The organism is Paenibacillus sp. JJ1722 (assembly GCF_048282685.1).
In the GTDB taxonomy this organism is placed as follows: domain Bacteria; phylum Bacillota; class Bacilli; order Paenibacillales; family Paenibacillaceae; genus Paenibacillus; species Paenibacillus polymyxa_B.
Window position 1 is genome coordinate 5,057,471 of sequence record NZ_CP182500.1, and the last position, 24,880, is coordinate 5,082,350.

Below are 24,880 nucleotides of genomic sequence, written 5' to 3' on the forward strand. Positions count from 1 at the left end.
TTCCTCGTCTCCAAGTCACAAAACTGGTTCAAACTGAAAATCAGTTTTCTGAGAATTATATAAATTGAAATATTGACCTTTTAAATCAATTAATTCCTGATGATTACCTTGTTCTATTATTTCCCCTTGATCAAGCACAATTATTCTATCAGCTCGTTGGATTGTACTAAGACGATGAGCAATAATGATTTGTGTACAATGTCTTTCTTGTAAGAAATCTGTTATCAATTGCTCTGAAACACTATCAAGTGAACTTGTTGCCTCATCTAAAAGAAGAATTTGAGGTTCTGCCAAAAAAGCACGCGCCAATAAAATACGTTGCCGTTGTCCCCCTGAAAAGTTTAATCCGTTCTCGGAAACAACAGTTTGATAGCCTAAAGGGAGACTCATAATAAAACGATGAATATCGGCTTGCTTTGCTGCCTGAACTACCATATCTATGGTACAATCTCCATTGTCCATGGCGATGTTATCCAATATAGAAACATTGAATAATTTTGTTTCTTGTAAAATAACACCTATTTTTTGACGAAGCTCGCTCAAATGCCATTGATTCAGCGGTATATTATCGATGCTGACTTCTCCCAATGAAGCCTTATAGAGTCCTAATATTAACTTCGCCAAAGTGCTCTTACCTGAACCTGAAGCACCAACAATTGCAACCTTTTCACCTGGCAGTATTTCAAGATTAATATCTTTTAAAACGTATTTTCCAAATCGATAATAATTAAAGGAAACATCCTTAAACTTAATATATCCTCTAAAAGTATGATTCGGTTTTTGGGTACCTGAAGGCTCCTCTACATTCTCAATAACATCTTGAATTCGTTGAATATATGAGCCCACAGTGACGAGTTCACTAAGAGTCGATCCTAAGGAAGCAATCGGTACCATAAAAGCAGTTGACAACGTTTGTAAGCCAAGGAGGCCCCCTAAAGTTATCCATCCCTCAAGCACATAATGAAATCCAATCCATAGAATCAGGAGGGGAAAAACAAACTGGATGCTAACTGTCATAGAATCAAGTGATACATTCCAAATGACACGTTTTTCCGTAGTGGTAAGCTGTTTTTTAAAAAGCTCCTCCCACTTATTAAACACTCTATTCTCGAACCCTAAAACTTTTACATCTGTAATTCCATGTATATGTTCTGATAAAAAACCATGCATCTCAGCCTGGCTCGAAATCTCCTTTCTAGATAAACGGTGAGTAATAAAAGAACTTAAAACTATAATAAGTAACATTAGAAAGCCTACAATTGTAACTACTAATCCAATTTGCCATAGTTGATTAATCATTAGTGTTGCATAAGTTACAAGTAAAAGCCCATCAATAAAAATAGTTATAACTCGATTAGATAATACCCTTCTAATTGTTACATTGGAGTTAGCTCTAAATACCAATTCTCCTCCTTTTCGATTTTCGAAGAAATCAAAAGGAAGTTTAAAAAGCTTGTCGATGAATTGTGTCATCATAGATGTATCCATTTGGGATTGCAACTTGGCAATCAAGTAACCTCTTAAAAATTGGAATAACTGTGAGAACACAAATATAGTAAAAATCGCTCCCCCCAACGTGATCAGGAAAGAATAATTTTTGGATTCTAATAAGTTGTCAACAGTAAATTGGGTGATCTTAGGTATTAAAATACCTAATCCTTGAAGAAGTATTGAGACCAAAAATACAGAAATAAGAAGTTTTCTGCTCTTAAAAGCTAATTTGATATAGAACGTCCATTTTGGTCTTTTTCTTTTATTACGAAAATCCTTTACTGGGATTAATGAAAGTGCAAAACCCGAATATTTCTCTGTGAATTCTTGAAGGGAAAGAATTAGTCTTCCAAAAGCTGGATCAAGGATTATTGCTTTTTTCTTTTTTATTTTCTCAAGAACCACAAAATGCTGATTATCCCATAACAAAATTAAAGGAGCGGTTAGCTCATTTAATTGAGATGCCTTTGCCCGATATCCTCGTGATGTTAAATGATATGTACTCCCTATTTCTTGAAGTTGTTGCATAGACATACCTGCGCGCACTGCACCAACCTGATTTCTTAATTCTGTTAAAGAAATATTATGTCCATAAAAACCCAAAATCATAGCCAAGCTTGCTAATCCACATTCACTATGTTCCATCTGTTCAATAAAAGGTACTTTCTTATTAAGCTTCAGAGGAATGCACCTCCATACCTTCTGTCAAAAAAACTAAACCATAATGATAAGCAAATATGCCAATCTCAACTCTTGTTTTTATATTCCATTTCTCTTTAATTGAAGCCACAATTTCGGCAGTACGTCTCATACTAATAGATAAATCCTGGGAGATTTCGCTGTCTTTGTATCCTTGAGCTATACAAATTGCAACTTTTTGTTCTTTTGGAGATAAATTTTGATTTTCTCTCAATTTTCACTCCCCCTTAGTCTTTTGTAAATATTTTTTCATAATTAAGGAAAAAATTCAATACATACTTAATAAATATTTGTAAAATTTAAAAGAATAGATTAAAATAAAGTATTTTTTTGAATTCTTTTAGATATTTACATTAAAATGCATTTTTATGAAGTGCAAATTTTTAAAAAATATGTTTATCATTAAGTTTGTCTTATATCACTACATTCCTGAGAGGAGTAAAGAATAATGACAAAACAAGAAATGATCCAAGCATGGAAAAATCCAAAGCTTCGTGTAGCTGGAGAAGGTATTGATCATCCTGCAGGTGACGCTTTGGTCGAGTTGAGCGCTGATGAGCTCGCTCGTGTACATGGCGGTTTAGGAGTGCAACCAGATTCTACTCCAACTATTACTGTTACTGTTATTGGTGTCACAGTGCTAGTTTGCTTTCCAGGGCATGCTGGATAAAATAAGTGGATGCCACTTAGGTATACGCCTTAATTGGCGTATACCTAAGTTATTTTATTTCTTAAAATTGAGTTTTTTAACTTCACATAAACGAGGACGGGGTAATTATGAAAGAGCAGATCATGCGTGCTCTCTTTTTACATGAACGTAAGAACCTTGTTGATCAAGCCTTTCAAGGTTTTAATAATAAAAATTGGAGACAAGATAAAGAAAAGACAACAGAACTAATAGACGAATGGTTTAAGTTTGCTCTAATTAGTACGGAATCCAAAAAGGAAGCTCGGTTTAAAGCTTCAAGTATGAATGAAGAGATATTTGGAGCCTTGATTCAATCTACTGAAAATCTTAAATGGGATGAGAACTATTTAGCGATAATCAAAGAGTATCAAGCAGATTGGTTTCGAGTTTTGGAAGAGGCTCTAAAAATGAATGAAAATCACCCAGTTTTACAAAATGAGTCTCGAACGATGAATGTTCTTATTCGTCCATTTATAATTTGGGCAAGAAATCAATTAAAACAGCACTTATCAAACATAGATAACGTCCAGGATTTTATTTTACATGAGAGTACGATAAATTCGGTCTTGCATACATTGTCTTTTCAATTAATCCAAATCGCAGGTCGGTCATTTGTTTTAGAACTAAATATAGCTAAAGCTTTGGAAGAATTAGAAGGGCAAACTCCGGAGGAACGATTTATCTCTTTCATTGAGAAAAAATTTGTAGAACATAAACAACTTGTATCATTTTTTTCTGAGTATGCAGTTATTGCCCGCACTTTAGCTGAAAGAACTATGCTGTTTGTAAATGTAATAAAAGAAACGTTAGACCGTTATCTCTTAAATAGATCTATGATTATCGATTCATTTTCTTTACATTCATCAGAACTTACGCGTATTGATGCTAGTTTCGGTGATTCTCATCAGCAAGGTCGCACAGTAATGCGGCTATATCTTGCAAACGGGCAATCGTTTATGTATAAACCAAAGCCATTAGATATCTCACTCCATTTTCAAGATTTAATTCAATGGTTTAATGATAAAGGTTTTGCTCCTATTCTCCAAAAAAATTCTGTTATCGTACTAGAAGGCTATGGTTATGAAAATTTTATCGAAGCAAAGCCTTGCAAAACTGAAGAAGAAATCCAACTTTTTTATACACGTTTAGGAGCGCTTTTAGCCATTATATATTTACTGGATGGGACCGATTTTCATTATGAAAATTTAATTGCTTTTGGGGAGCATCCCATGCTGATTGATTTGGAAACCCTCTTTCACAACCAGGTATACAATGATGTACCCGACTCGGCAGATATAGAAGCTCAGTTTAGGATTCGTAATTCTCCATTAGGTACTTCTCTCCTCCCCATCTTGTTTCATCAAGATGATAAGGGATTTGGAATTGAATTAAGTGGTGTAAATGGAGAAAGGCAAATGACACCTTACCCGGTTTTGAGTTTGATAGATTTAAATACTGATAATATGCGCTACATTAGGAAGTCTCAAGCCACTTCAACGGGTAACAATCGCCCTTCATTGGAGGGAGAATTAAAAAATGCAGGTGACTATACTGCTGAAATTGTAAACGGTTTCCAATCATTATGTTCCATGCTTCTCCAATACAGAATGGATTTGTTAGCCCCAACAAGTCCTCTCTTTACTTTTAAGGATGCGCCAGTGCGTATCGTATTACGTTCAACACAATTTTATACAAATTTTCTTCTAGAATCTCGTCACCCTGATTATGGTCGCGATGCTCTAAATCAAGAGAATTTACTTGATCGGATTTGGTTTTCATGGCTGGATGATCGAATTATTTCTTCAGAACTACAAGATTTACGAGCAGGAGATATTCCATATTTCACTAGTAAGCCTAATTCTCTTGACCTTTGGGATAGCTATGGAAAATGTATAAAAGATGTGTTCACCCGAACAAGCATGTCAATAGTAGAAGATCGACTGAAATCTTTAACTACTGACAGTATTTCTTTATATAGCGATTGGATCTCTTCTTCCATAGCAGGCTCATCATTAGGAAAACATGTACATAAAGTGCATGGTCCCTCTCCAAATGAAAAAGTAATGATAAACGGTTACAGTCCAAAACCATTACACTCTAAAAAATTTCTTGAGACAGCAAGAATCCTTGGCGATGAGTTAATTAAAAAATCTGTTTTTAGTCCAAGTAAAAAGTATGTAACTTGGATTGGAATGAACTTAAATTATCGTGGACAGCTTTATTTGTCCGCCTTAAGCCCTGGATTATATGATGGTACAGCAGGCATTGCATTATTTCTGGCTTATCTCGGAAAAATCTCAGAAGATGAAAAATATACTAGTGTAGCTCTCGCTGCATTAGAAACAGCACTAAGTAAAATACCTGTACAATTGAAGTTCCCATCCGCCTTCTATGGTCAAGCTTCTCTCTTATATATTCTCTCTCATTTTGAGAACCTATTAGGTTTTAACGATGCTTGGAGCAAGCGAAAATCGGACATTATAAGTAATTTGGAAGATAGCGTAGAAGAGGATGCTTTCTTTGATCTCTTAGGAGGATCGGCAGGTGTTATTCACGTTCTTTTAAATGAATATAACCATACAAAATCGGCAAAGACTCTAGAAGTAGCAATTCAATACGGAGAGCATTTGTTAAAGCATGGAAAAAAGAATAACGGAGTGATTTCATGGGTATCTAATGTATCTCCAACCCCCTATGTAGGCTTTGGCCACGGTAGCATTGGTATTGCTTCAGCCTTGTTTCGTCTTGCAGCAGTTACTAAAAAAAATTGCTACTATGCTACTGCAGAGAAAGCATTGGCTCACTTAACAGAATCTTATTCTCCAGACTATTTTAACTGGATTGATCATGGTAATAAGGAGAATCATGATCTTGCTAATTGGTGTCATGGGGCTAGTGGAATTGGCATAGGACTAACCTTATGTATACCTTATTTAAAGTCCAGTCTAGTACCTGATATCGTTCATAATATCGAAAGAGCAGTTAATACAACTTTAAAATATGGATTCAATAAGAGCCATTGTATTTGTCATGGAAGCCTCGGAAATATTGAATTATTAATTTTAGCCGGACAAGCTCTTAACCGTCCGGATTGGGTTACGGAAGCAAGGAAACAGGGTAACAATGCGTTAAATTATTATTTGGAGCATGGTAAATTTAAGACTGGTCTGCCCACTGCGTTAGATTCCCAGGGGCTGTGGCTAGGCTTGTCTGGAATAGGGTATCAACTCATGCGCCTTTACTCCTTAACTTCCCTACCAAGTATCCTCTCACTACAAGAGCCACTTCAAAAGGAGTCCTCTTGCATTTAACATCCTTAGAATCCAAAAGCCACAATAAAGGTTATCCTTAATGAGGACACCTTAATTGTGGCTTTTGATTACGTAAAAGGTGATTTTGATTCATTCCTGCCCCAAGCAGTCCCGTATTCACCGATATACTGCCAAATGCTCACTTAGCTCTCGCGTATGCAGGTAAACTTCACGGTACAGTTCGTATAGGCCTTCATACCGTGCCACATGTTCCGGGTTTGGTGAATATCTCGCTGCTTCACGCAGAAAAGCTTCAGCACACGCTTGCAGAGATTCAAACCAGCCACTACCATAAGCAGCCAGCATGGCCGCCCCCAAGGCAGGTCCCTGCTCGCTTTCCAGCTTGATGATATCCGCATTAAAAATATCTGCCTGCATTTGCAGCCATGCCTCATTACGTGCACCGCCACCGATGGAAATGACTTCGTTCACCGTTTTGCCCGTTCCTCTGAGAATATCAATGGATTCCTTGAGCGAAAACGTAATTCCCTCCAGTACCGCCCGTGTAAAATGCGCAAGCTTATGCCCCGCATCCATCCCGATAAAGCTGCCTCGAATGGTTGCATCTGGATGAGGTGTACGTTCGCCGACGATATAAGGCGTGAACAGCAGCCCTTGGCTGCCCGGCTCAATAGAGTTCACATCTGCCAACAGTGCATCAAAAGAATGCTCTGGTGCAAAGGTATCCTTAAACCAAGTCAAGCTGTATCCGGCCGCGAGCGTAACCCCCATAATATAATAAGCATCCTGCTCACTATGATTAAAAAAATGCGCCCGCCCCTGCACATCAATATCCTTGCGTTCCTCATAAGAAAGTACAACCCCTGAGGTGCCGATGCTGCACAGGGTGCGGCCTTCGCTCAAAATGCCGGCGCCAATCGCGCCACATGCGTTGTCCGCACCACCTGCAAAGACCTTCGTTTCAGGCGAAAGCCCGCTCTGCTCCGCAATCTCCGGCAGTAGCGTACCCGTCTGATCAAAGGATTCCACCAGCGGCGGGAACAGCGACAACGGTAGGTCAAACGCGGCAGCAATCTCTTCGCTCCACTGCTTGTTCGCAATATCCAGCAGCAGCGTGCCCGCCGCATCCGAATACTCCGTCGCCAGCTCTCCTGTCAGACAGTAGCGCACATAATCCTTGGGCAGCATAAAATGTGCCGCACGGGCCAGCACATCTGGCTCATGCTCCTGCACCCACAGCAGCTTGGGCAGCGTGAAGCCTTCCAGCGCGCGATTACGTGCGATGTTCAGCAGCTCCGATCCGAGCTTTTCTTCAATACGACGGCATTGTGCTGTTGTACGCGTGTCATTCCACAGAATAGCCGGACGAAGCACTTGGCCTTCCTTGTCAGTCAGCACAAGCCCGTGCATCTGTCCCGAAAAGCTAATACCGTCCACGGCATCTGTGCCGCCGATTCCGGCCTTCTCCACAAGCTGTTTCAGTGATGCTAACGTGCCACTGACCCAGTCCTCAGGGTGCTGTTCGCTATACCCCGCCTTCGGCTGATGGAGCGGATAAGACTGGGAGGTTTCATAAGACACCTGCCCCTTGCGGTTAACCAGCACCGTTTTGACCGCGCTGGTACCCAAATCTACGCCGATGACATAGCGTTCCTGCTCCTGATTTAGCTTCTCCTGCATTGGAGTTCCTCCTTCCCTGTTATCGTACTACCCTTATAAGTTCTGGCATTAGTCAGCTAAAATGTATTGATTTAATGTTGCTTTCAGATATTCCTGACGACCGGATACGTTTTTGCGTGGTGTTTCGTTCGCCAAAGCATATTCAGCAAGAGAAGCAAGCGTTGCTTTTCCGGATACGATGTCTGCTCCAATACCTTCTTTAAAGCTGCTGTAGCGCTTCTCAATAAAGTTTTCAAACACACGATCTTCGATCAGTTTGGCGGCTACCTTCAGTCCCTTCGCATACGTATCCATACCTGCGATGTGCGCAAGGAACAAGTCTTCTGGCTCAAATGATGCTCTGCGCACCTTGGCATCAAAGTTGATACCGCCACGGCCCAAGCCTTCATTTTGCAGCACTTCATACATGGTCAGTGTGGCATCATACAGATCAACCGGGAATTCGTCCGTATCCCAGCCCAGCAGCAAATCTCCCTGATTTGCATCCAGTGATCCCAGCATGCCGTTAATCCGTGCTACACGTACTTCATGATCAAAAGTATGCCCCGCCAAAGTTGCATGATTAGCTTCCAGATTAAGCTTGAAATGCTGATCCAGATCATATTTTTGCAGGAAGGCAATCGTCGTCGCCGCATCAAAATCATACTGATGCTTAGTTGGCTCCTTCGGTTTTGGCTCAATCAGGAACTGAGCATCAAAGCCGATTTCACGCGCATAGTCTACGGCCATATGGAACATACGTCCCAAATTATCCTGCTCCAGCTTCAAATCCGTGTTCAGCAGTGTTTCGTAGCCTTCACGGCCTCCCCAGAAAACATAGTTATCCGCGCCCAGACGTTTGCCCACTTCCAACCCTTTTTTAATCTGAGCAGCTGCGTGTGCGTATACATCTGCATTGCAAGTCGAGGCAGCTCCATGCAAATAACGTGGATGGCTAAACATGTTCGCCGTATTCCACAGCAGTTTTTTCCCCGTAGCTTTCATATGTTCCTCAATCAGATCCACGATGGTATCCAGATTGCTGTAAAATTCCTTCAATGACGCGCCTTCTGGTGCAATATCCACATCGTGGAAAGCAAAATAAGGTAAATTCAGCTTATCCAGCAGCTCAAAGGCAGCTTCCACACGTGCCTTCGCCAAATCCAGCCCGGTAAACTTGGACCATGGACGTTCCGCTGTTTCTACACCAAAAGGATCAGAGCCGCCTGCAACCAGTGTATGCCAATAGGCCATGCTAAAACGCAAATGCTCCTCCATCGTTTTTCCCGCTACAATTTCCTGTGGATTATAAAATTTGAACGCAAAAGGATTGTCGGATTGCTTGCCCTCAAAGTTAATTTTAGATACCTGTTCGAAATAAGCCATTATAAGTTCCTCCTTTATAGTAAACGTTTACAAAAACGATTCTAGCACAGCTAAAAGACTTTGTCTATTGCTTAAACTAAGTTTGTTTTTATGATATAATATCAGGAATTACACCAACAGGAAGTGAATTAACATGAATGTCACTGGCGATCAGGCGCTTGTCAAAAAGCTGAATAAATCCATTGTGCTGGAGCGTATTCGCCTTCATGCTCCGCTATCCCGCGCACAGTTATCCAGTCAAACTGGATTAAACAAGGCCACCGTTTCCAATCTGGTGGCAGAGCTCATCACCGATGGACTTGTGTATGAGACGGGATTAGGGGAATCCAGCGGCGGGCGTAAGCCTTTGATGCTACTGTTCAACAGCCGTGCAGGCTTTGTACTCGGTATTGAGGTGAGTGTACAGTACATCAAGGGCGCTCTAACCGATCTGGCAGGTACCATTGAAACAGAGCTTACCTTTTCCCTAACCCAGCATGATCCTGCCTTTATCATGGAACAGATTCGAAAGCTCGTTCAGGAGCTCATGCAGGTCACTCCTCCCTCCCCTCATGGTATCGTCGGCATTGGGCTGGGGGTACCGGGTATGGTGGATGAAACCGGAACCGTTTTGTTCGCACCCAATCTGGGCTGGGAAGAGGTTCCGCTGCGGCAGCAGCTTGAGGCTGAGCTAGGTTTGCCCGTCGTAGTGGATAACGAAGCCAACGTCGGCGCGCAGGGCGAATTGTACTATGGTATGGACGGTGATCACCGACAGCTGGTGCGGGATCTGGTCTACATCAGTGCAGGGTCCGGGATCGGGGCCGGGATTATCATTGACGGCAAACCGTATCAAGGAGCTTGGGGGTACGCCGGAGAGACGGGTCATATGACCATTGATTGGAACGGACGGCTCTGCTCCTGCGGTAGTCGCGGCTGCTGGGAGCTGTATGCTTCGGAGAAGGCGTATGTAGCATCCACATTGAAACTGCCTGCACATAATACAGCGGAATTACTGCCGTTTGCTCAGCAAGGTGAAGCGAGTACATTAAGCGTCCTTAGTGATATTGGGCGATATTTGGGTGTGGGTATTACCAACATTGTGAACAGCCTCAACCCCGGAATGCTTATCATCGGCGGTCCACTGGCGGAAGCCAGACCTTGGTTGGAGCAAAGTATGCGTGAAGTGATTGACGAACGTGCTCTGCCCTATCACCGTCGGCAACTACAGATCCGTTTCTCCACGCTTGGCAGCCGTTCGACGATGCTAGGTGCCGCCTATGCAGCAACCGCTCCTTTTCTCGGGCGTGTGCGCGTATCTTTATAAGAAAAAAAGCGTACGGGAACACTCAAGTTCCTGTACGCCCACTTTTCTCGGGATTTTGCAAAATCCTCTTCTTACAACCCGTTATTGGAGATAACATCCTTATACCAGTAGAAACTCTTTTTTCGTTTTCTTTCAAGTGTCCCATTACCGTCATTGTCTTTGTCCACATATATAAATCCGTATCTTTTTTCCATTTCAGATGAGGAATAACTGACCAAGTCGATCGCTCCCCAGCTGGTGTAGCCCATGAGTTCAACCCCGTCTAGAATCGCTTCATGCATTTGTTCAAAATGTGCACGGAAGTAATCAATACGGTAATCATCCTGAATACTACCATCTTCCTCCACCTTGTCGTATGCCCCCAAACCATTTTCTACAATGAACAATGGTACTTCATAGCGGCTGTACAGCTCATTCAGAGAGAGTCTCAAGCCGACTGGGTCAACCTGCCAGCCCCAATCACTCGTTTCCAGATAAGGATTTTTAACGCCGCCAATCGTATTCCCACTGACTTTTTCCATGCCTTCACTATCCGCACTAGCAACCAACGACATATAGTAACTAAAGGAAATGAAATCCACCGGATGCGTCTTCAAAATTTCATCGTCACCCTCGAGCTTTTCAATCACGATTTCCTTTTCACGGAAGAAGCGTTTCATATAATGGGGATACGCTCCACGAACCTGTACATCCGTGAAAAAATAGTTGAACTGATTATCTTTAAACGCTGCCAGAATATCTTGCGGATTACAGGTGTGCGGATACGTCGTTAGCCGGGTTAACATACAGCCGATTTTAGAATCTGGAATGATTTCGTGACAGTATTTTACGGCCAGAGCACTAGCTATAAATTGATGATGCAGCCCCTGATAAACCGCTAGCTCTACATTTTCAAAGCGCTCCGGTAAAATACCACCGCTCGTAAACGGATGGCGCACGATACTATCTATTTCATTAAAAGTGATCCAGTGCTTTACTTTATTTTGGTATCTTTTAAATACAGTCTTACAAAAATGGATAAAGAAATCTACAACTTTCCGTTGGGTCCAGCCTCCGTAATGGTTTACAAGATACATTGGCATTTCGTAATGGGACAGGGTGACAAGTGGCTCTATCCCGTTTTTATGCATTTCATCAAACAGCCGATCATAAAATTGCAGTCCAGCCTCGTTGGGCTTGTCCTCATCTCCGTTGGGAAAAATACGCGTCCAAGCAATAGAAACTCGTAACGTTTTAAATCCCATTTCACCAAACAATGCTAAATCTTCGGGATAGCGGTGATAAAAATCAATTCCCTGACGTTTGGGATAATCATGATCTGACGTGTCCTGCATCGCCTTTTGGATATGTTCCTCAGTCATTGAATTGTGTTTTTTATAATCAGCTTTGCTCACATTCTTTTTGTAAATAGCCATATCTGCTGTAGATATCCCTTTACCATCGACATTCCAGGCGCCCTCCACCTGATTTGCGGCTACCGCACCTCCCCATAAAAAACCTTTCGGAAATGTTCTTTTTATTTCTGTCATCTCTAGCTCCTCCTCTTTAATTTCTACTTATGACTCGTTTTAAGTGAATGATCAGATACATGAGTTCTTCATCCGGGATCAAAAGTTCGAATTTGGCTTCAATATATTGTTGAATCGATAATGCACACTTCTCTTCTTCAGGATACTTGTTCACAATTTGGCTCATTAATTCTGGATCTTGAGAATCTAACATTTTATGCTCAAGTAATCTCTGAACAAAAAATTGAAGGTGCGTTAGAAAACGCGAATAGTTGATGCTGTGGGTATCCAGTTCGATTTGGTAATGCAGTTTAATGATGTTCAAAATGTCTTTGACCGTATTGGTCATCAATAAAACCTGGTTCATATTGTTATCGGTTTGTTGAGCATTAACCAAATGAAAGGCGATATTCGCCGCTTCCTCTTCAGGCAGTTCTAGACCGATACGCTTTTCAATCAAGGAGAGCGCATACAAGCCAATACCGAACTCTTCCGGATAAAACTTTTTGACCTCCCACAGCATCCGATTCTGAATCTTCATATTTTCTATAAATCGTTTGGTTGCCATGTACAGATGGTCTGTCAGGGATACATATAAATGCTCATTCAAGTGACTGGATAGTGTATTTTTGGCATAAGATATGATTTCGTCTGCCAGAATCAAATACTCTTTGGGTGTTTCCTTCATTAGCGCCGTCAGATCAGAAGACATGCTTTCATTTTCAAGAACATATATCTTTTCAATCTCGTTCTCATCGACGAAGTCACCAGGTTTGCTTTTAAAGCCGATCCCTTTCCCCATCACGATAATTTCTTTGTGATCCTCACGTTTGGCAAGAACAATACTCGTATTGAGAACTTTAATTACTTTCATATCCAACGACATCTCACTTTCCAGGCTTGATTCCCCCAACAAACACACTGTTAAAGTACAGTAATTAGAGGCTTCTCCGGCCCTGTCTTTTCTGAACTTTCATGACCCATGATTTCCAGATAGTCCGCCATGTTGGTCACAATAATCGGAGTTATCGTATCATACCCCGCCCTTTGTATGGCTTCAAGTTCAAATTCAATCAGAAGTTGCCCATGCTTAATTTCGTCCCCTTCCTGTACATGCACAGTAAAATGCTGGCCTTTCAGCTTAACGGTATCCAAACCGATGTGAATGAGCAGTTCTACGCCTTCAACTGATTTTAAGGCTATGGAATGCTTGGTGCGGAATACATTTGCTACGATGCCGTCAAAAGGTGCGACCACTTTTCCGCTACTTGGTTGAATAGCCATCCCTTTACCCATTGCTTCCTGAGAGAATGCTTCATCTTTGACCTGCTGTAAGGGAATTACGGTGCCCTCCATAGGTGCGAAAATAACGGTTTTAGATTTGAAGCTTTTACTTATACTTTGTGCTTTAGCAGGCTCGGGACGAGCTTCTTTTTTAGCCGGTTCGGTAACCGTATCTTGAAAGCCGATCATATAAACTGCAATAAACGTCACAATGATCGAAATAGCCATCGTAATAAGCGCATATACCAGGTTAGAGTGATCTTCACTGATAAACATCGGCAGTGATGCAAAACCTGGACCCACAGCTGCATAAGCTTTTAAATTCATAAGACCTGCAAACAATCCGGCAACCCCGGCTCCAATCATACAGGCGAACAGTGTTTTTTTCAGGCGTAAATGTACGCCATACAAAGCGGGTTCCGTAATGCCGAATACCCCTGAAATACCTGCGGACAAAGCAATTTGTTTGAACTTGGGATCTTTCGTTTTCAGCGAGACGGCAAATGCACCCGCGCCTTGGGCCATATTGGAAGCCAACATGGCAACCAGTACCAATGTTTCATATCCTGGTGAAGCCAGCGCAGCAAAAATAATAGGATAGAATACTTTGTGCATGCCGAACATGACGATTAGCGGCATCACGATAGACATCAATACGACTGTAAGCCAGCCGATTCGTTCCTGAATCCAGAATACACCGTTGGACATACCTAAGCCCAAATACGTACCTAGAGGTCCTAAGGCAATGAGAGAAACAGGTGCGACAATCAGAATGACGATTAATGGTTTTAGAAATATTTTCACAGGTCCGGGAGAGATTTTATCAGCAAATTTCTCAATGTATGACATAAGCCATATGGTCAAAATAATAGGAATAACGGAGGTAGCGTATTGTACCGATGCTACGGGCAGGCCCGCAAATGTGACAGCTTTCTCACCTCCTAGCAAACTGATTAAGTTCGGATGAAGTAGCACACCCCCTAGGAGTACGGATACGAATGGATTAGTCTTGAATTTCTGCGCGCTGGAGAAAGCCAGCAGCATAGGCAGAAAATAAAATGCCGCATCCGAGATTACACTTAGGATCATATACGTTTGGCTTTCCTTGCTCATGATTCCGGTTACTGTGCATAGCAAGAGCAGTGCTTTTAACATCCCTGATGCAGCAATGGCCGGAATAATGGGCTGGAAAATACCTGCAATCATGCTCGCAAAACTATTGAACAATCCCTTAAAGCTTCGATCCATCTTCACTTTTTCGGCTTCATCGGAAGACGATTGATTCGGGTCCAGCAATTTGACTAGCTCATTGTAGACATAGCCTACATCATTTCCTATAATGACCTGATATTGTCCACCGCTATTCACGGCTCCCATAACTCCGTCCAAAGCTTTAATTTCATCTGTTTGTGCCAATTCCGGCTTACGAAGCGTCATCCGTAATCGAGTAGAGCAATGAATGACACTGTTAATATTATCGTTCCCGCCCACTTTGTTAAAAATGGCTTGTGCGATATCTTTGTAATTCATGAGTTACACCTACCTTCTTAAAATAAGGAACAAAAAAAGACCTAAAAAGGGTAGGGAAAAATATCCTACCCAATCTAGGTCTTGCCTGCCGAACAGTAACACGCCTTTATTGGATATTGTGCTATTTAGTTAATTAGAAGTCATAATTGATGGTGCATTGATGAATTGTTACATAGAAGCAACCCGGGTTTTAAGCGCTTACATTTAAAATATAGCACCGATTATCTACAGATGCAATACTTTTCGACAAAATTCTCTCTTTTTAAAAAGAAGTAAAAAGACCTCCATCGCAGCATGTAACTGCAATGAGGGTCTTATTAAACCATATAACGATCATAGGACCGTCATCTGCTGTTAGGTTGGATTAAGCGTTCAACACTTTTTCAAACTTGGTTTTGTTCATACCGGAAATACGTTCTTCCCCGATCAAAGTCAATGGAACGGCACGAATGCCCATATCCCAAACCTCTTGAGCAAAAGCTTCATTGGTTTCAATGTTGCGTTCTTCGTACTCCACGCCTTTTTCACTCAAATAGCTTTTTACTTGACGGCAATGCGGGCAGTTTGTAGATGTGTATACAATTGCTTTTTCCATGAATATCACCTCATCATTTATTTTGTTACATCATATTTATTCAACCTTGCGAAGATCATTACAGGGCCAGTGCGCTGTGCTCCAAGCTTTCGATGTATTTCTCGCTGTCCATAGCAGCCATGCATCCACTACCTGCTGCGGTAATTGCTTGTCTGTAGCGTGTATCCTGTACGTCGCCACAAGCGAATACGCCTGGCACGTTTGTTTCGGAAGTCCCCGGATTTACGACGATATAACCGTTCGCATCCGTTGTAATTTGCCCCTCGAGGAAGCCTGTATTCGGATGGTGACCAATCGCCACGAATACGCCGCTAACTGTAATGATCTCCTCTTCGCCTGTTGCATTATTCAGCACTTTCAAGCCAGTGACTCCGTTCTCGTCAGCGATCACTTCTACAGGAGTACGATTAAGCGCCCATTCAATTTTGTTGTTCGCACGAGCACGATCCTGCATAATTTTGGAGGCGCGCATTTCTTCACGACGATGCACCAACGTTACTTTGGAAGCAAAACGAGTCAGGAAATTGGCTTCTTCCAATGCAGAGTCTCCACCGCCGATGACAACAATTTCTTTGCCACGGAAAAAGAAGCCGTCGCATGTTGCGCAAGTGCTTACGCCACGTCCGATATTATCCTGTTCACCGGGAATACCCAGATATTTGGCAGTCGCCCCTGTGGAAATAATCAGTGTGTCGGTAATCAGTTCACCCAACCCTTCTACATCCAGTGTAAATGGACGAGCAGTTGTGTCTACCTTGTTTACCCAACCTGTGCGGAATTCAGCGCCAAAACGCTCTGCTTGCTTACGCATATTATCCATCAAATCGGGCCCCATGATTCCTTCAGGAAAACCTGGGAAATTTTCGACTTCCGTAGTCGTGGTTAATTGTCCGCCTGGCTGTGGTCCTTCGATCACCAGTGGGCTCATGTTAGCGCGTGCCAGATAAATTGCAGCGGTCAAACCGGCAGGGCCGGTACCTATAATAATGGACTTGTACATATCTTGGTTCCTCCTAAAATATCATAAGTATTATATAACGAGTTTTCGGTACCGGGCGCTGGGCAGCTGCATATACTCTAAAAGTAATTCCACCAGAAGCTTATCCCAAAATGTGGACACCCGGATATTGCAAAAACGAATCACTTGTTTTGTAGGTTCTTATGACTTAGACTGATTCTAAATCCTAATTTCATTATGCGGAAATAGCTGTAAACAGTCAAATGAAGTTTTCATGAAGCGAAGCTTAAAGATAAATTAGGTATGGAGGGATTATCCCGATTATGAATGACGTTTTTGTAGGTAGCTTTATTTCTGCCCTGTCCACTGGACTCGGCGCCGTGCCCATACTATTTATGCGTAATATCACGCATCGGCTTCGCGATGTTTTGTTGGCTTATGCCGCAGGAATTATGACCTCTGCATCCGTGTATAACCTCATTCCCGAAGCGATCGAGCATTCCAATTGGTTCGTGCTGACTGCGGGAATCCTGCTCGGCTGTCTCGTATTACTGGTGATGGAAATGTACATTCCCCATGCGGATTTGGAGGACCCGGACTCCAAGACCTTTCATCTGGAGTCCAAATCTTTTCTCATTATCGCAGCTATTACATTGCACAATTTGCCAGAAGGGCTTTCCGTTGGAGTCAGCTATGCAAGTGAGACTCACAATCTCGGCAATCTGATCGCCTTCTCTATCGGCCTGCAAAATGCCCCGGAAGGCTTTATCGTAGCATTATTCCTTGTGAATCAAAACATTGGCCGTTTCAAGGCATTGGGCATTGCTACCCTCACCGGAGCCGTGGAAATCATAACGAGTCTGATCGGGTTTTATTTGAGTAGCTGGGTGAACGGACTGGTACCTTACGGGCTTGCTTTTGCCGCCGGAGCCATGATGTTTATCGTCTACAAGGAACTGATTCCCGAGAGTCACGGGGATGGCAACCAGCGGATCGCCACATTCTCTTTTATTCTCGGCTTAATTACGATGATTGGGCTAACCGAATGGCTATAGCCGAGCAACACAAAAAAGCTGCCTTCTGCCTGTAATCCAGACAGATAAGCAGCCTTTTTGGCATGTTCACATGAAGGTACCTCATTTTTTTTGGTTCATGGAGCGCAGTGCTTCACGGTACTGCTCATCCTCACTTTTGTGAGTCTCCTTCTCTCTATCAGATATTTGGGAACGTTCATCCTTTTCTTCGTCTTTTCCAGCAAAACCACGTAAAGCCGCACGATAATCCTGATCCCCGTAAGCACCTTTGATGTTCTCGCGATCCTTTTCCACCTTCTTATCCGTCTGGATATCCGGCATATTGCGATGCTCCTCGGCATGGTGTTCTTCGACGTCGAGATTTTTATGCTGCATCTCTCGCGTATGATCTGTCAATTCACGCACCTCGGGTTCCACCTGCACAGGATAAGGACGTTTGCTTCTTTGCCGTGTATCCTCTTCGGTGGGGTGAGTCTTGGGAGAGGACTTGCGCGTCATCTTCGTATTAAATACCAGCAAAAAAATAAAGGCAACCGCAGCTACTACGATAAAAGCAATGGTCATCGGCGGCCTCCTATTCTCTTTCAGCGCTACGGTACCGTCTCGCTATCTCAGCGACCCGTTTGCCCAAAGAGCGACCTAGTGCAAGATCATCACCCGTTGGAAGATTAGGCGGTCCATTGGGGTCTGTCTCCACCGGACATGTTATCCCTACGCCGTAATAGGAGCCGTATAACGCATTTTCCGTAATATTAGCTGGCAGTCCTACAACAATCATGCCTTGATGAAGCATCGGAGTAATCAAATTCAGAAGTGTGGATTCTAATCCACCATGAACAGTAGCGGTTGTGCAAAACACAGCGCCGATTTTATCCACCAGCTTGCCCTGTGCCCACAGATACCCCAGCTTATCAATCCAGCTTTTCAGACCGCTACTAATGGTACCAAAATGGCCCGGGCAACCCCATATGATCGCGTCCACATTCACTAGCTCGTTCACATCGGCCTCGTTCACATGCTTTAGCAACACTTCCGTGTGCTCAAGGCGCGCGCCTTCTGCGATGGAGCGAGCGAGACGTTCGGTATGCTCATTTTCACTGTCATATACAATCATGATTCTGGTCGTCATTATGCGCATCATCCTTTGTCAGCAAAATCATCCTTTTCGCATGCGCTCTTAACCTTGCCCAAAATCCATCTGAATATTATGAATCGTTTGACGCATACTTTGAAAATCCAAGAACTAGGGAGGCATGTTACACATGAATTCACGCGCCATATTAGTCAACTTGCTAGTTATTATCATTATTCTGGCAGGAGGTGGAGCCGCCGCCTATTACTATAATCAATCCGCCAACTACATAAAAACCGATAATGCCCAAGTGAGCGGACAAGCGGTTACCGTTGCCTCTCCAAGCGCGGGCAAGCTCACAGGCTGGAATGCTGAAGTTGGTAAAACCTACACCGCTGGAAGCACGCTTGGGAATGTAGAAGGAGGCGGAAGTCGAATTAGCGTTACGATTCCAACCGATGGTACCATCGTGCAGCAATCTGCGGTCAATAACTCGATTGTTGGGGCAGGCACGCCTTTAGCGAAGGCTTTTGATCTAAACAATTTATGGATTACCGCCAATATAGACGAAACGGCTGTACAGGATCTTCAAGTAGGACAGACCGTAGATGTATATATTGATGCTTACCCGGATACGTCCCTGAGCGGTAAACTCGAAAAGATCGGCCTGGCGACCGCATCGACTTTTTCACTACTGCCCACTTCCAATACCACTGCCAACTATACCAAGGTAACACAGGTCGTGCCTGTCAATATTTCCATTCAAGGTTACAAGGGGCTGGGTATTATCCCGGGAATGAGTGCGACCATCAGAGTTCACAAGTAGGAGGCTGTCATGGATCAAAAAATGTCCGTCGGACGTATTCTGTCCGTGCTGCTGCTAGGCGCCTTCATTTCTATTTTGAATCAAACGCTGCTTAACGTAGCCATTCCACACTTGATGAATGATTTCAATGTATCTGCAACGACCGTTCAATGGCTATCCACCGGATATATGCTAACCAACGGGATTTTGATTCCAATCACCGCTTTTCTGATTGAGTCATTCGGAACACGTGCGCTGTTCATATCCGCGATGGGGTTATTTACTGCCGGGTCTGTCGTCTGTGCTGCCAGTACCGGCTTTGCGCCTATGCTGGTTGGACGCGTTATCCAGGCCAGCGGAGCGGGCATCATCATGCCTGTGGTCATGAACGTGTTCCTGACTGTGTTTCCTCCGGAAAAACGGGGCGCTGCCATGGGTACCATGGGGATCGCCATGATGTTTGCCCCGGCGATTGGACCGACTTTATCCGGCTGGATTGTGGAGCATTACAGCTGGCGGCTGCTATTTTTGCTGGTTATTCCGCTGGCGATCATTGATATTCTGTTCGCCATACGCTGGCTCAAAAATGTATCCAAGCTAACAAAACCGAACTTTGACCTGTTGGGAACCATCTTTTCCACCCTTGGTTTTGGCTTTCTGCTGTATGGCTTTAGTTCAGCTGGAGACAAAGGCTGGAGTAGCAATACGGTAATACTTACACTCGCTGCCGGGATTGTGTTTATTGTAATGTTTATCGTACGTGAGCTGAACATGATACAACCGATGCTGGAGTTCCGTGTGTTTAAATATGATATTTTCACTGTATCGACCTTAGTCGGGGCTACCGTCAACATGACAATGTTCGGCGGGATGCTGCTGCTGCCGATCTATTTGCAAAATATACGCGGCTTTACACCGCTGCAATCCGGTCTGCTGCTGTTGCCGGGTGCACTGCTGATGGGTGTGATGTCACCGATATCAGGGGCAGTATTTGACCGTATCGGCGCGAGGCCGTTGGCGATCATTGGACTGATCATTACGGCAGTCACGACATGGGAATTCAGTCTGCTGACCGATGCCACCACCTACGGACATATTATGATCATCTATACGATTCGCAGCTTCGGAATGTCATTGCTGATGATGTCCGTCCAGACGGAAGGGCTAAACCAGCTACCTGCCCATCTCGGTAGCCACGGTACAGCCATGTCCAACACAGTACGGCAAATCGCTGGGTCTATCGGTACCGCTTGGCTCATTACTGTAATGAGCAGCCGGACCACGATTCATGTAGCGGATTATGCGAATGTCGCTACCACCGCCAATGTTCCTTTAACCGAAGGAGTAGCACAGTTGGGACAAACCCTCGCGCAAACAGCGGGCGTTTCAACAGAAAGTGGTTCAGCGTTGGCGCTACAACAGGTGTACCGCAGTGCTGTTACGGAATCGACGATCCATGGCATTAATGATGCCTTCATCATTGCTACAGGGATTGCGCTTGCAGGGCTATTGTTTTCCTTGTTCTTGCGACGGTCTACACCGCGACGAAGATAGACGTACAGCGTTAGCGAACTAGAGGTATGAGATGAACTTGCCTTTCAGACAGATAGGCTGGCACTGCAAAAGAAGGAGCATTCATCCCCCTGGATTTTAACAGGTATGAATGCTCCTTCCTGTTTGTCATCTTGTAATTATTAGTCCTATGACCGCAATAAGCGCAGGCCATTCAAAATGACAAGTAATGTGCTGCCTTCATGCCCAATAACCCCAAATGGCAGGGCTATATCTTGCACAAAGTTGCTGATCACAAGCAGCAAAATGACACTTACCGCGAAGATCATATTTTGTTTGACCACCCGCTGCGCCTTGCGCGCCAGTGCTATCGTCGGAGCAATCTCCTCGATTCCATCGTTCATCAGTACCACGTCAGCGACCTCTAGCGCTGCTCCGCTGCCATGCATCCCCATGCCTAGTCCAACGGTTGCTGCAGTCAACGCTGGAGCGTCATTCACACCGTCGCCGACCATGACGACATGCCCGTACTGCTCCCGCAGCATGCGAATATGGCTGACTTTGTCCTCCGGCATTAAGCCAGCATATACGGCGTCGACTCCGGCCTGCTCCGCGATCACAGCAGCCGTTTCTGGGCGGTCTCCGGTCAGCATGACGACCCAGATCCCCTGCGCTTGCAGGCGTTTCACGGACTCTTGGGCCTGCGGACGCAGCTCGTCGCGTAGTGCCAGCATCCCGGCAATCCGATCATCCGCGAGGATAATGGATACGGTTTTGCCCTCAGCTTCCAGCCGGGCCCGACTCTCCATCCACTGTGGCTCTGCCAGAGGACTAGGTCCATCCAGTACATTTGTACGACCGATTTTCCACTTCACCCCGCCTATGATGCCTTCCATCCCCCATCCGGTGAGTGCCTGCACTTGCTCGGTTGGGAGCAGCTCTCTCTGTCCCCATTCAGCTTCGGCTTTGGCTACAATCGCTCGCGCCAGCGGATGCAAAGAATAACTTTCGATTGTAGCGACAATGTGCAATAGCTCATCGGCATCGTATTCTGCGGCGGTAATCCAATCCGTGACGACAGGTGACCCCATCGTTAACGTGCCTGTTTTGTCAAAAGCAACAACAGAAGTCAATGCCATATTCTCCACATGTGCGCCACCTTTGAACAGGATGCCCCGCCGGGCACGGTTGGAAATGGCCGATAGCATCACTGGCATAATGGATGACACGAGCGCACAGGGTGAGGCCACGACGAGGAACACCATAGCCTTGTAGAACGCTGCTGCCCACGTCCAGCCTAATGCTATGGGTGCACCGGCAATGACGATCAGCGTGACAGCAACAACAATTCGGGCGTACACCGATTCGAACGTTTTAATAAACCGCTGGGAATCAGGAACTTCGGTCTGGGCCTCTTCCACCATACGAATGATTTTTGAAAATAAAGTGTCCTCCGAGGACTGACTAACCTCTACATATAGCACGCCTTCTCCATTAATGGTGCCGGCATATACTTCGTCACCTTCCACCTTATTTACCGGAACAGATTCCCCGGTAATAGATGCCTGATTCACTGCCGAAACGCCCTTGGAGATTCGCCCGTCCGCCGGAATCAGTTCGCCCGGCTTCACCAGCAGCAGGTCGCCTGGCAACAGCTGCTCAATGCCGACCGTTTCCGTCCCCTCGCGAGACAAGCGCAAAGCCGTTTCCGGCTTCAACGCCATGAGCTCAGAAATATCCTTACTACTACGCTCGGTGGTATAGCTCTCCAGCGCACCACTGAGAGCAAAAATAAAGATCAGCATGGCTCCTTCATTCCAATAGCCAATGGCCGCAGCTCCTAGGGAGGCAGCGATCATGAGCAGATTAACATCCAGATCATGTTCTCGGATCAGTGTTTCGATCCCTTCTCTGGCTTTGGACCAGCCCCCAAGGGCGTAAGACACCACATACAGAATGACCGATAGCCATTGCCACCAATGTGAAATCCCCCATGCCATTAGCATCAGCAATCCACTACCTAGAGCAGCTTGCATCTCCTTGTTTTTCAGCATGCTTTTAAGCTGAAATTGCGGCTTGCGATTCGGACCGGGTCGTCCGCTGCCACTGTTTTTTGAAAGGGTTCGGTTAGAGGAAGACAATGTATCTTGTAATCGTTGAGCAGCTTGCATCATGTCACGTTCCTTTCCATATTTTGTTCCTTGTACTAGCATCTCATTGAGAATGATATCCATTGTTAAGTGCCTTAAAATAGCACATGCTGCTTCGGGAAGCCCGAAGCAGCATGTTTGGCAATGAGAATGATAATCATTTTTGCATCTATACAATTATTTTGGTTTAGAGAAACTTTTGTTTTATTATATACCTTTTCTTTTCCACTTGTAAACCAGTAATGGCCTAAATAAAAAAAGATACCCGCGCAAACACCGCAGGTATCCTCCATATTTAAAGCATCCTATTCAGGATTTGCAAAATTCGATTCCAGTCGCTCCAAAGTGCAATATATAGACGAACTAGACCATTTCGATCTATATATTGTTCATTGAAAGTCGCTTATTGGATTTTTGCAAAATCCTCTATTACATGAATTCGGGGTTTCTTCAGGCTAAAGGAAACTTCCACGCATGGTTGTGTGCAGTTCCTGAAGTATGCTGACGATCTGCGGGCTGTTGCAGTTCCAAACGCGCAGCCGCAAGGCGTGCAGCGGGAACTGCTGTGTCCGGGCAAATGACCCCCGTCAGCTCATTCTCCCAGATCGAAATCCCTTCCAGAGACTGGTTAATTTCATCTATTGCTACCCATAAAGGAAGCTCGGGCTTTACACGCCGAACAGCCTCCATTATGCATTTTATCGTATCACTAGTATTCACATGACCATCGACACCGGATGGAATCAACTGATTCTCAGCCCTAATGTCATCGGATGGAGTTGGTATGACTTCTAAAATGATCGTATCGGCAAAGCGTGCCAGATCTGCAGCTTGAGCCACCTGCTTGATCTGTCGTGCGCCCACTTCGGACATGTTATTGGGGTTGGCTGACTCCCCCGACCGTGCGGCTGGCCTGTTCCCTGTTTGGCTTACGTTAGGCACCAAAGACGGATCAACTGTCAAAAGTACGCCTACCCGATATGGAATGCACCGAAGACGTTCGCATAAGGTCTGCTCCGCAACGCCGTCAATCCAGTCTCGGGTTGCCCGGAATTCGTCCACGTCAGCCGGATTGCGCACCATAATCTCCAGCTTGGGTTCCCCCCCCTGCCGCACGCTCCGTAACGCCGCACGCAGTAATGCCTCCAGCTGCATATCTTGCAGGCTTCCAAGACCCACTGCATTGTTTTGCTCAATTAGAGCTATAGTGAGTGGTGATCCGTTCAAAGACTCGAATAAGCCTTCATATTCTGTTTCCAGCAAACTGATAATTCGGCGGGACAAATGCTCACACAATCCAGGCAGGCCAGATGCCTGGTTAAAGGTTTTGTACGTGTCAGATGCACGAGAACCGGGAATAAGGATGGGATCGGGCTCCCCGTCAGGGGCATGAATCATCTGTCCAGACTCAGCTACGTCCAGATAGGCATAGCATAATTCCCCCACGCGGCCAGATGCCTGTGACAAGGGACCATGCAGAAGACTATAACCGTCAAAACTGCCTATTTCTGATGCTGTCTCTGTACTGATGCGACTCAAACTTGCAGGAGCATCGGCATAAATCCGTATGGAGGTACGCCTGTATTCATCGCTCCATTTTAGGAGTGTGCCCATTGCTTGCCCAATATCGTTGCTGTTATTCAGCATCGTTTCCCCAAGTAATTCCGGATTCGCAGCCATCAAAGCCTCCGCTCGACTGATTACGCCCTGCTCAGCTAAACCAACCAGCCAGCCCAACGGATCTTCCTCCTGCGTAGCAGATACTTCATGGCTGCCTGCCCTTAGCGTCTCCATAGCCAACCTCTGTGCAGCAGCCTCCGTACCCGACTCTGGAACTTTGAGATCCCGGCTGTTTTTGCCACCCAACAGCTCTGCGAATACATGCATCAGTTTAGCCTCCATGCTATTAATCCATCCTTTCTTCCGTCAGC

Annotated in this window: 20 protein-coding genes; 6 read left to right on the forward strand and 14 right to left on the reverse strand. The window is 44.6% G+C overall.

All coding sequences use genetic code 11. From position 1 onward, the window contains the following. Positions 1 to 15: 15 nt before the first annotated feature. The gene (locus tag ACM1ND_RS22620) at positions 16 to 2,178 is read right to left on the reverse strand and encodes a peptidase domain-containing ABC transporter (RefSeq protein ID WP_341057723.1); all 2,163 of its coding nucleotides are present in this window, start codon (positions 2,176 to 2,178) and stop codon (positions 16 to 18) included. Continuing rightward, positions 2,162 to 2,404 (reverse strand): response regulator transcription factor, encoded by a 243-nt coding sequence (locus ACM1ND_RS22625; RefSeq protein WP_338532838.1) that lies wholly within the window; start codon positions 2,402 to 2,404, stop codon positions 2,162 to 2,164. Before ACM1ND_RS22625 ends, ACM1ND_RS22620 begins: the two co-directional genes overlap by 17 nt. A gap of 234 nt (positions 2,405 to 2,638) precedes the next feature. Here ACM1ND_RS22625 and ACM1ND_RS22630 point away from each other — a divergent pair, with 234 nt between their 5' ends. Together ACM1ND_RS22630 and ACM1ND_RS22635 are read left to right on the forward strand one after the other, a co-directional pair. Further along, a complete protein-coding gene (locus tag ACM1ND_RS22630) occupies positions 2,639 to 2,860 on the forward strand; it encodes a mersacidin family lantibiotic (RefSeq protein ID WP_103050334.1) in 222 nt (73 codons plus the stop codon). Between the two features lie 107 nt (positions 2,861 to 2,967). Continuing rightward, the gene (locus ACM1ND_RS22635) at positions 2,968 to 6,189 is read left to right on the forward strand and encodes a type 2 lanthipeptide synthetase LanM family protein (protein ID WP_418026589.1); all 3,222 of its coding nucleotides are present in this window, start codon (positions 2,968 to 2,970) and stop codon (positions 6,187 to 6,189) included. A gap of 117 nt (positions 6,190 to 6,306) precedes the next feature. On the opposite strand, the gene xylB is transcribed toward ACM1ND_RS22635, so the two are convergent. Beyond that, entirely contained in the window at positions 6,307 to 7,830 is a 1,524-nt protein-coding gene (xylB, locus tag ACM1ND_RS22640) for a xylulokinase (RefSeq protein ID WP_023990310.1), read from the reverse strand. A 48-nt stretch (positions 7,831 to 7,878) separates the two neighbouring features. Beyond that, positions 7,879 to 9,195 (reverse strand): xylose isomerase, encoded by a 1,317-nt coding sequence (gene xylA, locus ACM1ND_RS22645; RefSeq protein WP_068938249.1) that lies wholly within the window; start codon positions 9,193 to 9,195, stop codon positions 7,879 to 7,881. A 133-nt stretch (positions 9,196 to 9,328) separates the two neighbouring features. Here xylA and ACM1ND_RS22650 point away from each other — a divergent pair, with 133 nt between their 5' ends. Continuing rightward, positions 9,329 to 10,501, forward strand: a complete 1,173-nt coding sequence (locus tag ACM1ND_RS22650; RefSeq protein ID WP_339200907.1) for an ROK family transcriptional regulator — start codon at positions 9,329 to 9,331, stop codon at positions 10,499 to 10,501. A gap of 71 nt (positions 10,502 to 10,572) precedes the next feature. On the opposite strand, the gene ACM1ND_RS22655 is transcribed toward ACM1ND_RS22650, so the two are convergent. The 5 genes from ACM1ND_RS22655 to trxB form a co-directional block, all read right to left on the reverse strand. Beyond that, positions 10,573 to 12,030, reverse strand: a complete 1,458-nt coding sequence (locus tag ACM1ND_RS22655; protein ID WP_023990313.1) for a glycoside hydrolase family 1 protein — start codon at positions 12,028 to 12,030, stop codon at positions 10,573 to 10,575. A gap of 16 nt (positions 12,031 to 12,046) precedes the next feature. Continuing rightward, positions 12,047 to 12,883 (reverse strand): BglG family transcription antiterminator LicT, encoded by an 837-nt coding sequence (gene licT / locus ACM1ND_RS22660; protein WP_418026590.1) that lies wholly within the window; start codon positions 12,881 to 12,883, stop codon positions 12,047 to 12,049. Between the two features lie 50 nt (positions 12,884 to 12,933). Continuing rightward, positions 12,934 to 14,823, reverse strand: coding sequence for a beta-glucoside-specific PTS transporter subunit IIABC (locus tag ACM1ND_RS22665; RefSeq protein WP_418026591.1), 1,890 nt, complete (start codon positions 14,821 to 14,823; stop codon positions 12,934 to 12,936). 364 nt (positions 14,824 to 15,187) lie between these two features. Continuing rightward, complete coding sequence (locus tag ACM1ND_RS22670) at positions 15,188 to 15,418, reverse strand: glutaredoxin family protein (protein ID WP_007432162.1); 231 nt, start codon at positions 15,416 to 15,418, stop codon at positions 15,188 to 15,190. Between the two features lie 58 nt (positions 15,419 to 15,476). Beyond that, positions 15,477 to 16,418, reverse strand: coding sequence for a thioredoxin-disulfide reductase (gene trxB / locus ACM1ND_RS22675; RefSeq protein ID WP_025724162.1), 942 nt, complete (start codon positions 16,416 to 16,418; stop codon positions 15,477 to 15,479). A gap of 281 nt (positions 16,419 to 16,699) precedes the next feature. Between trxB and ACM1ND_RS22680 the strand changes: the two genes are divergently transcribed. Next, positions 16,700 to 17,431: a ZIP family metal transporter gene (locus tag ACM1ND_RS22680; protein ID WP_053326102.1), complete on the forward strand. Its 732-nt coding sequence runs from the start codon at positions 16,700 to 16,702 to the stop codon at positions 17,429 to 17,431. 81 nt (positions 17,432 to 17,512) lie between these two features. Here the strand turns inward: ACM1ND_RS22680 and ACM1ND_RS22685 are convergent, their stop codons facing one another. Both ACM1ND_RS22685 and ACM1ND_RS22690 read right to left on the reverse strand, forming a co-directional pair. Continuing rightward, on the reverse strand, positions 17,513 to 17,974 hold the full coding sequence (locus ACM1ND_RS22685) for a hypothetical protein (RefSeq protein WP_068938252.1): 462 nt from the start codon (positions 17,972 to 17,974) through the stop codon (positions 17,513 to 17,515). A 10-nt stretch (positions 17,975 to 17,984) separates the two neighbouring features. After that, on the reverse strand, positions 17,985 to 18,539 hold the full coding sequence (locus ACM1ND_RS22690) for an NAD(P)H-dependent oxidoreductase (RefSeq protein ID WP_028541824.1): 555 nt from the start codon (positions 18,537 to 18,539) through the stop codon (positions 17,985 to 17,987). A 133-nt stretch (positions 18,540 to 18,672) separates the two neighbouring features. Here ACM1ND_RS22690 and ACM1ND_RS22695 point away from each other — a divergent pair, with 133 nt between their 5' ends. Both ACM1ND_RS22695 and ACM1ND_RS22700 read left to right on the forward strand, forming a co-directional pair. Continuing rightward, positions 18,673 to 19,308, forward strand: coding sequence for an HlyD family efflux transporter periplasmic adaptor subunit (locus ACM1ND_RS22695; protein WP_028541823.1), 636 nt, complete (start codon positions 18,673 to 18,675; stop codon positions 19,306 to 19,308). Between the two features lie 9 nt (positions 19,309 to 19,317). After that, positions 19,318 to 20,841 carry a DHA2 family efflux MFS transporter permease subunit gene (locus tag ACM1ND_RS22700; RefSeq protein WP_023990320.1) on the forward strand — a complete coding sequence of 508 codons (1,524 nt, stop codon included), beginning with the start codon at positions 19,318 to 19,320 and terminating at the stop codon, positions 20,839 to 20,841. A gap of 146 nt (positions 20,842 to 20,987) precedes the next feature. Here ACM1ND_RS22700 and ACM1ND_RS22705 read toward each other — a convergent pair whose 3' ends face one another. From ACM1ND_RS22705 to ACM1ND_RS22715, 3 genes are all read right to left on the reverse strand, one after another. Next, a complete protein-coding gene (locus ACM1ND_RS22705) occupies positions 20,988 to 22,970 on the reverse strand; it encodes a heavy metal translocating P-type ATPase (protein ID WP_305728700.1) in 1,983 nt (660 codons plus the stop codon). A 74-nt stretch (positions 22,971 to 23,044) separates the two neighbouring features. After that, complete coding sequence (locus tag ACM1ND_RS22710; protein ID WP_071558240.1) at positions 23,045 to 23,242, reverse strand: hypothetical protein; 198 nt, start codon at positions 23,240 to 23,242, stop codon at positions 23,045 to 23,047. Between the two features lie 157 nt (positions 23,243 to 23,399). Beyond that, complete coding sequence (locus ACM1ND_RS22715) at positions 23,400 to 24,851, reverse strand: PEP-utilizing protein (protein WP_023990323.1); 1,452 nt, start codon at positions 24,849 to 24,851, stop codon at positions 23,400 to 23,402. Between the last annotated feature and the right edge of the window lie 29 nt (positions 24,852 to 24,880).

Coding starts and splice junctions, on each gene's coding strand:
- ACM1ND_RS22630 (WP_103050334.1), top strand. CDS start 2,639: ATGACAAAACAAGAAATGATCCAAGCATGGAAAAATCCAAAGCTTCGT.
- ACM1ND_RS22635 (WP_418026589.1), top strand. CDS start 2,968: ATGAAAGAGCAGATCATGCGTGCTCTCTTTTTACATGAACGTAAGAAC.
- xylB (WP_023990310.1), bottom strand. CDS start 7,830: ATGCAGGAGAAGCTAAATCAGGAGCAGGAACGCTATGTCATCGGCGTA.
- xylA (WP_068938249.1), bottom strand. CDS start 9,195: ATGGCTTATTTCGAACAGGTATCTAAAATTAACTTTGAGGGCAAGCAA.
- ACM1ND_RS22650 (WP_339200907.1), top strand. CDS start 9,329: ATGAATGTCACTGGCGATCAGGCGCTTGTCAAAAAGCTGAATAAATCC.
- ACM1ND_RS22655 (WP_023990313.1), bottom strand. CDS start 12,030: ATGACAGAAATAAAAAGAACATTTCCGAAAGGTTTTTTATGGGGAGGT.
- licT (WP_418026590.1), bottom strand. CDS start 12,883: ATGAAAGTAATTAAAGTTCTCAATACGAGTATTGTTCTTGCCAAACGT.
- ACM1ND_RS22665 (WP_418026591.1), bottom strand. CDS start 14,823: ATGAATTACAAAGATATCGCACAAGCCATTTTTAACAAAGTGGGCGGG.
- ACM1ND_RS22670 (WP_007432162.1), bottom strand. CDS start 15,418: ATGGAAAAAGCAATTGTATACACATCTACAAACTGCCCGCATTGCCGT.
- trxB (WP_025724162.1), bottom strand. CDS start 16,418: ATGTACAAGTCCATTATTATAGGTACCGGCCCTGCCGGTTTGACCGCT.
- ACM1ND_RS22680 (WP_053326102.1), top strand. CDS start 16,700: ATGAATGACGTTTTTGTAGGTAGCTTTATTTCTGCCCTGTCCACTGGA.
- ACM1ND_RS22685 (WP_068938252.1), bottom strand. CDS start 17,974: ATGACCATTGCTTTTATCGTAGTAGCTGCGGTTGCCTTTATTTTTTTG.
- ACM1ND_RS22690 (WP_028541824.1), bottom strand. CDS start 18,539: ATGACGACCAGAATCATGATTGTATATGACAGTGAAAATGAGCATACC.
- ACM1ND_RS22695 (WP_028541823.1), top strand. CDS start 18,673: ATGAATTCACGCGCCATATTAGTCAACTTGCTAGTTATTATCATTATT.
- ACM1ND_RS22700 (WP_023990320.1), top strand. CDS start 19,318: ATGGATCAAAAAATGTCCGTCGGACGTATTCTGTCCGTGCTGCTGCTA.
- ACM1ND_RS22705 (WP_305728700.1), bottom strand. CDS start 22,970: ATGCAAGCTGCTCAACGATTACAAGATACATTGTCTTCCTCTAACCGA.
- ACM1ND_RS22710 (WP_071558240.1), bottom strand. CDS start 23,242: ATGGAGGATACCTGCGGTGTTTGCGCGGGTATCTTTTTTTATTTAGGC.
- ACM1ND_RS22715 (WP_023990323.1), bottom strand. CDS start 24,851: ATGGAGGCTAAACTGATGCATGTATTCGCAGAGCTGTTGGGTGGCAAA.